The 7,384-nt window shown below is 41.5% G+C and carries 4 protein-coding genes; all 4 read left to right on the forward strand.

Annotation, left to right across the window (positions count from 1 at the left end):
* Positions 1-120 precede the first annotated feature (120 nt).
* Positions 121-1,227, forward strand: a complete 1,107-nt coding sequence (locus BGL89_RS04575; protein ID WP_286824662.1) for a hybrid sensor histidine kinase/response regulator — start codon at positions 121-123, stop codon at positions 1,225-1,227.
* 212 nt (positions 1,228-1,439) lie between these two features.
* The gene (locus BGL89_RS04580; protein WP_286824659.1) at positions 1,440-4,226 is read left to right on the forward strand and encodes a cation-translocating P-type ATPase; all 2,787 of its coding nucleotides are present in this window, start codon (positions 1,440-1,442) and stop codon (positions 4,224-4,226) included.
* A gap of 263 nt (positions 4,227-4,489) precedes the next feature.
* Positions 4,490-4,903, forward strand: a complete 414-nt coding sequence (locus BGL89_RS04585; protein WP_286824660.1) for a Het-E N-terminal domain-containing protein — start codon at positions 4,490-4,492, stop codon at positions 4,901-4,903.
* Positions 4,904-4,926: 23 nt separating this feature from the next.
* The coding region (locus tag BGL89_RS04590; RefSeq protein ID WP_286824661.1) for an nSTAND1 domain-containing NTPase at positions 4,927-7,384 on the forward strand (2,458 nt) is incomplete at its 3' end.

Below are 7,384 nucleotides of genomic sequence, written 5' to 3' on the forward strand. Positions count from 1 at the left end.
CCCGTGAAGCGTCAACCCCATTCAGCGACCATTCTAAAAAGGTGGCGTGGTGAGGAATCGCCGTCCGTTTTACGGCGGCGAGGATGTCAATTAAACAGTTTGAGTTATAAGATAACCGGCATGACTCAACTCACATCGCGCCCTAGTGTCTTAATTGTCGATGATTTGCCCAATAATGTGCGGCTATTGTCGATTATGCTCACCGAGAAGGGATATCAGGTACGGAAAGCGATTAATGGACAGATGGCACTGAATACAGTGCGATCGCTAATTCCCGATCTGATCCTCCTTGATATTAATATGCCCGATCTCAATGGTTATCAAGTTTGTGAACAGTTAAAAGCTGATGAAAAAACCAGAGAAATTCCCGTGATTTTTATTAGCGCTCTTGATGATGTCTTAGATAAAGTCAAAGCTTTTCAAGTGGGAGGTGTCGATTATATTTCTAAACCTTTTCAAGGGGAAGAAGTGATGGCACGCATCGAAAATCAATTAACTATTTCTCGTCAAAAAAAACAACTCCAAAACGAAATTAAAGAACGTCAAAAAACTGAGGAAACTTTAGAAATTTATCTTCATGCTGTCTCTCACGATCTCCGCAATCCTGTGATCGGGATGTCAATGCTCTTAAATAATTTAATTAAAAATTCTCAGGGAAAAACTAAAGAAGTATCCCTGAATATTTTACAACAGATGGCCAACAGTTGCGATCGACAATTAACTTTAATTGATTCTCTCGTCGAAACCCGACAAAATGATCTTTGGGGAGTTTCCCTAGAACTAAGGCCTTTATCTCTCTACGAAATCGGTCAACAAATTAGTCAGGAATGGGAGTTAAGATTAAGGGAAAATCAAGCAATTTTAATTAATAATTTTTCCCCCGATTTACCTTTAGTTAATGCCGATGCTCACCATCTCTGGCGAGTTTTTGAGAATTTATTAGCCAATGCCCTTAAACACAATCCCCAGGGGATAATTATCACTTTATCCGCTAGACTAGAGGGCAATTATCTCCGGTGTAGTATTGCCGATAATGGCGTGGGAATTAGCGAAACCCAGAGAAAAAAATTATTCGATCGCTATCAACGAGGCAATAATAATAATCAGATTAGTTTAGGACTAGGTTTATATCTATGTCGTCAAATTATCCATGCTCACGGAGGTGAAATTGGCATTATGAATAATGACGAAAAAGGTTCACAATTTTGGTTTACTTTGCTCTACTAAGCTGTTGACTAAATAGGTAGATGTTAAAAACTTTCAGACACCCCCCTTATCAAGGGGGGATTTATCTTCAATTTAATTATAAACAGCTACTTATCTACATTACTCGTTAAGACTGTCTATGAGCAGGAAGAGCCAGTTTAAACATTTGTTTTTTCCTGTGACCGGGGAAAGAAAGGGCTAAGATCTATCTAGATCAACTATCTTCACTTGCCATGGCCGCTAATGCCGACTATTCTGCCCATTCCAGCGTTAACTTGCAACAACCTTGGCATACCTATCCGGTGGAAACCACCCTATCTATCCTCGGTAGTTCGGCTGTTAATGGCCTCAATAGAGAGCAAATCGCCGAAAGAATTAAATATTATGGCAAAAATGAACTACAAGAACGTCCAGGGCGCAGTAATTGGCAAATTCTCCTGGATCAGTTTACCAATATTATGCTCCTCCTCTTAATTGCCGTGGCCATAATTTCCGGGGGACTAGATTTACTGGCATTACAGCGCGGTCATCTGGCTAAAATTGGCGTTCCCTTCAAAGATACGATCGCTATTTTAACAATTGTCATCCTCAATGGCATCCTCGGCTATCTGCAAGAAAGTCGCGCCGAAAAAGCTCTGGCCGCTTTAAAAAAACTTTCCTCTCCCCAAGTTAATGTTATCCGCGAGGGCCAACGCACGGAAATAGATGCGGTTAATCTCGTCCCCGGTGACATCATGCTGATTGAAGCGGGAACCCAAATCAGCGCCGACGGCCAAATTATCGAAGCTTTTAACCTGCAAATTCGCGAATCGGCCTTGACAGGAGAGGCAAATAGTGTTAACAAATCCGCCTCCATTGACCCCTTAGACCGGGATACTCCCCTTGGCGATCGCTTAAATTTTGTCTTTACTGGAACAGAAGTACTGCAAGGCCGGGCCAAGGTCATCGTTACCAATACGGGAATGACGACGGAATTAGGCAAAATCGCTCAAATGTTAGCAACAGTCGGCAATGAACCCACTCCTCTCCAAAAAAGAATGACTCACTTGGGTAATGTCCTTGTCGCTGGTTCTCTGATTCTAGTTGCCCTGACTATTACCATCGGCCTGATCAATGCCGGTTGGTCGGCCCTAGAGGAATTAGTCGAAGTTTCCCTTAGTATGGCAGTAGCTGTCGTTCCCGAAGGATTACCCGCAGTTATCACCCTAACTCTCGCCCTAGGTACCCAACGCATGGTCAAACGTCAGGCCTTGATTCGCAAACTGCCGGCAGTAGAAACCCTTGGTTCCGTTAATGTGATCTGTTCCGACAAAACTGGGACGCTAACGGAAAATAAAATGACCGTGCGGGAGATAGAGACAATTAATCGCAATTTTTCGGTGACTGGGGAAGGATATAGCCCAAAAGGACAATTTTTAGACTCCGAGCAACAGGCGATCGATCCCAAAACCGATCTAGAATTACATCATCTTTTAATTGCCAGTGTCCTCTGCAACGATGCCAGTTTAGACCTCGATAACGGTCACGATAGCATTTTAGGCGATCCCACGGAAGGAGCCTTATTAGTTTTAGGGGCGAAAGCGGGCTTAAATTTATCCCTAACCAAGCAAGAGTTCCCTAGAATCGCTGAAATCCCCTTTTCTTCTCAAAGAAAGCGAATGTCGGTCATTTGTCAAGGAGTCAATCCCGTACTATTTACCAAAGGTTCCCCGGAATTAATCCTTGAACAATGTCTCTCCTATCAATCGGGATTAGAAAGTCTTCCTTTTGGGGATAGGGAAAAAGAAAAAGTCTTAGTCGCTAACAATGCTATGGCGAACAGGGGTTTGCGAGTCTTAGGATTGGCATATAAAAACCTGATTTATCCACCAGAATCAACTGAAATCAGCGAAGATGAGCTAATTTGGCTAGGAATGGTCGGTATGATCGACGCACCACGACCGGAGGTACAAATCGCCGTGGCTAGGTGTCGAGAAGCGGGAATCCGTCCGATCATGATCACCGGCGATCATCAATTAACCGCTCTAGCGGTGGCTAAAAGTCTTGGTATTGCCCAAGCGGGAGCTTTAGTCATCTCAGGACAAGAATTAGATAAATTATCACCAATTCAGCTAGAAAACCTCATTGACAAAACTAACATCTATGCCCGTGTCTCCCCCGAACATAAATTAACTATTGTCCGCGCTTTGCAAAAAAAGGGTAAATTTGTCGCTATGACCGGAGATGGGGTTAATGATGCTCCGGCCCTGAAACAAGCAGATATCGGTATTGCTATGGGAATCTCCGGCACCGATGTCACCAAAGAGGCTAGTGATATGATTCTCCTCGATGATAATTTTGCCACCATTGTCGCTGCTACGGAAGAAGGGCGAGTGGTTTATCACAATATTCGCAGTTTTATTAAATATATTCTCGGCAGTAATATCGGGGAGGTGATTACTATCGCTGCTTCGCCTCTTTTGGGTTTAGCTACTCCCCTAACTCCCCTACAAATTCTCTGGATGAATTTAGTTACTGATGGTGTACCCGCTTTAGCTTTAGCTGTGGAACCCGCTTCTCCTAATATTATGCGTCGCCCTCCTTTTAGTCCCCAAGAAAGTATTTTTGCTCGCGGTTTGGGCAGTTATATCGTTAGAATTGGGATTATTTTTTCGATTATTAATATCACTCAAATGTTGATCGCTGTGCGCTTGGATCCGCTTTTTGGTAATACTGGTTCATGGAAAACTATGGTTTTTACTACTCTCTGTTTAGCTCAGATGGGTCATGCCATTTCTGTGCGATCGAGCGATCATCTTACCATAGAAATGAATCCTTTGACTAATCCCTATCTCTGGGTAGCAGTAACCCTGACGACAATTTTTCAACTGATGTTAATCTATGTTCCTGCTCTGCGGGATTTTTTTGGTACTCAATTTTTAACTAAAGAAGAATTATTAATCTGTTTGGGGTTTAGTACCTTGTTATTCGTTTGGGTGGAGTTAGAAAAATTATTTACCCGTTGGTATCATCGGCGATAATCAGGGAGCTTTTTTCAGTGTTCAGTAAACAGTAAACAGTAAACAGTGAATTGAAAACTCAAATCTGATAACTGATAAACCCCATCCACAGGGAAAACCCTTGTTTGGCTTTTTCAGCTACGAGCCTTGCATAGCAATACTTTTAAGACTTAGTGCCTTGGCTGTGAAATTCCAGTTCTCTAGCTGATTGCAGTTTGGCTTACTATTAAAAACTGATTTGATCTAAGATTGAATCAGCAATATTTTATTGGGAGTATCAAACAATGGAACCAATTTCTCTGATTGTCACCGCCTTGACTGCTGGTGCGGCTGCTGCTGCTAAGGATACGGCAGGAACAGCCGTTAAGGATGCTTATGAGAGTTTAAAAGCGTTGATTAAGAAGAAGTTTGCAGAAAAAGGGAAAACAGATTCATCAACAATTTTAGATAAATACGAACAGAAACCTGAAAAAACGAAAGCTCTTTTGGAAGATGAGTTAGAAGAAGCGGGACTTAAAGAACTGAAGGAGGATGACGAAATTATTAAAGCAGCCCAAGAAGTAATGAAAAAAGAAGATCCAGAAGGGGCAAAAGAAGGTAAATATAATATAAATATTTCTGGTGGGGTTCAAAATGTTGTTGGTTCAAATCGAGGGACTGCAAGCCAAACAGTTACTTACAATCCTAAAAGTTCGTAGTTGCGCTTTAGCACCCAAACCTGATGAATGAGAATCAAGCCGGTAAAAATCTTAATATTGAAGGTGGGGTTCAAGCTGTCGCTGGTGAAAATCTAGGGACAGTCAATCAGTATATTAGCATCCAGAAATCTGAGATTGAAATTACCAATCAACCCTTAATTACGGGTTCACCTTATTTGGGTTTAAGGAAGTTTGAAGTAGATGATAAGGATAGGTTTTTTGGGCGAGATAATTGGATTATTGAGTTAACAAATTATTTAGAAGAAAAGAATGTTTTGCTGCTTTTGGGTGCGTCAGGAAGCGGTAAATCTTCTCTCGTGCAAGCGGGTTTAATTCCTAAGTTAAAGGATGATTTTGGCGCGAGTAAATTGGTTAATTTAACTTTTGTTCCTGATGTCCATCCTTTTAAATCTTTTTCTGGTTGTCTTGCGCCTAAATATAGACAATCAAAAGCAGAAATAGCACAATCTGTTCAGGAAGATACTTTAATTAAGGTGGTTGAAGGATTAAAAAATAATTCTGATTTATGGTTTATTTTTATTGACCAATTTGAGGAGTTATTTACTCGTACACCGAAGACAGAAAGGGATATTTTTATTAAAAGTTTGATTAAATTGATTGAAAAGAATAATAGTTTGGTTAAAATTGTGATGACGATGAGGGCGGATTTTTTAGATAAATTAAGTCCTTATCCCAGTTTAGGAAAAATCCATGATCAGTATAGCAAGATGTTAACGGATATGGATGAAAGTGAGTTAAGATTAGCGATTGCTGAACCGGCGGCGAGAAATGGGGTAATTTTTGAACAGGGATTAATTAATCAAATTATTGCCGATTTTTATGAACAGGCTGGCTCTTTACCTCTGTTACAATATACATTAGATTTATTGTGGCAAAAAGATCATATTCAAGAGCGGGTTTTAAATATTAAGACTTATCAAGAGATTGGTGGGGTAACGGGTGCGCTAGAAAAACAAGCGGATAAAATTTATAGTCAATTTAATGAACAGCAAAGGAAAGCAGCAGAGGAAATTTTTCTAGAGTTAATTAGTTTAGAAGGGGAAAAAGCGGTTAGCAGAAGGGCGGATAAATCGAGTTTTGAACAGGAGGAAATGCAAAAGGAGGTTCTCTATCAATTGATAGATAATCGTCTTTTGGTGAGTAAGGGAGAAGACGGGACAGCAACGGTTGAGGTAGCACATGAGGCGTTATTACGTTCTTGGAAAGTGTTACAGGATTTAATTCGAGAAAAAGAGGAGATAATTGTTCTGAGAAGTCGTTTATATGCTGATGCTAAACAGTGGGATGATTTACAGAAGCAAGATGCATTAAAAGCGAGTAGTGAGCTTTGGGGAGGTTCTAAGTTAGCTAAAATTGTTGAGTTTCAAAAGAATAATTCTCTGCCTAATTTAGAGGCTTTGGCGATTGAGTTTATTAAGGCGAGTATTAGTCAAGCTGAACGACAAAAAAATGAAAAAATTAGAACAGCGCGAAGGATTGCGGCGGGTTCGTTGGTGGCGGTGGTGGTTAGTACGGGATTGGGTTTCATGGCTTGGCAAAAGACGAGACAGGCAGAATTTAATCAAGCTGAGTCTCTTGGTAGATATTCCTTATCTCTATTGAATGAACATAAAAACTTGGAGGCTTTCGTCGAAGCGATTAAAGCGGGAAAAATTCTACAAAAGCAGCAGACGTACAACAAGGAGGTGACGAATGCCTTACAGGAACTTCTCAACCGCAAAAGTGAACGCAATCGCTTAGAGGGGCATGATAGCGTTGTCACAAGCGTTAATTTTAGTCCCGACGGCAAGACATTGGTGAGCGGTAGTAGGGACAACACTATCAAACTCTGGGATGTAGAAACAGGCCAAGAAATCCTCACCCTCAAAGGGCATGATAGCAATGTCTGGAGCGTTAATTTTAGTCCCGACGGCAAGACTTTGGTGAGCGGTAGTGGTGACAACACTATCAAACTCTGGAATGTAGAAACAGGCCAAGAAATCCGCACCCTCAAGGGGCATGATAGCTATGTCAATAGCGTTAATTTTAGTCCCGACGGCAAGACTTTGGTGAGCGGTAGTGATGACAACACTATCAAACTCTGGAATGTAGAAACAGGCCAAGAAAACTCTGTCTGGAGCGTTAATTTTAGTCCCGACGGCAAGACATTGGTGAGCGGTAGTGGTGACAGCACTATCAAACTCTGGAATGTAGAAACAGGCCAAGAAATCCGCACCCTCAAAGGGCATGATGACTCTGTCTATAGCGTTAATTTTAGTTCCGACGGCAAGACATTGGTGAGCGGTAGTTATGACACCACTATCAAACTCTGGAATGTAAAGACAGGCCAAGAAATCCGCACCCTCAAGGGGCATGATAGCGTTGTCACAAGCGTTAATTTTAGTCCCGACGGCAAGACATTGGTGAGCGGTAGTTGGGACTACACTATCAAACTCTGGAATGTAGAAACAGGCCAAGAAA

This window comes from Microcystis sp. LSC13-02, from assembly GCA_002282935.1.
In the GTDB taxonomy this organism is placed as follows: Bacteria; Cyanobacteriota; Cyanobacteriia; order Cyanobacteriales; family Microcystaceae; genus Microcystis.

Bases quoted from the DNA above. Each gene is read 5' to 3' on its own strand.
- BGL89_RS04580 (WP_286824659.1), top strand. From the start codon at position 1,440: ATGGCCGCTAATGCCGACTATTCTGCCCATTCCAGCGTTAACTTGCAA.
- BGL89_RS04575 (WP_286824662.1), top strand. From the start codon at position 121: ATGACTCAACTCACATCGCGCCCTAGTGTCTTAATTGTCGATGATTTG.
- BGL89_RS04585 (WP_286824660.1), top strand. From the start codon at position 4,490: ATGGAACCAATTTCTCTGATTGTCACCGCCTTGACTGCTGGTGCGGCT.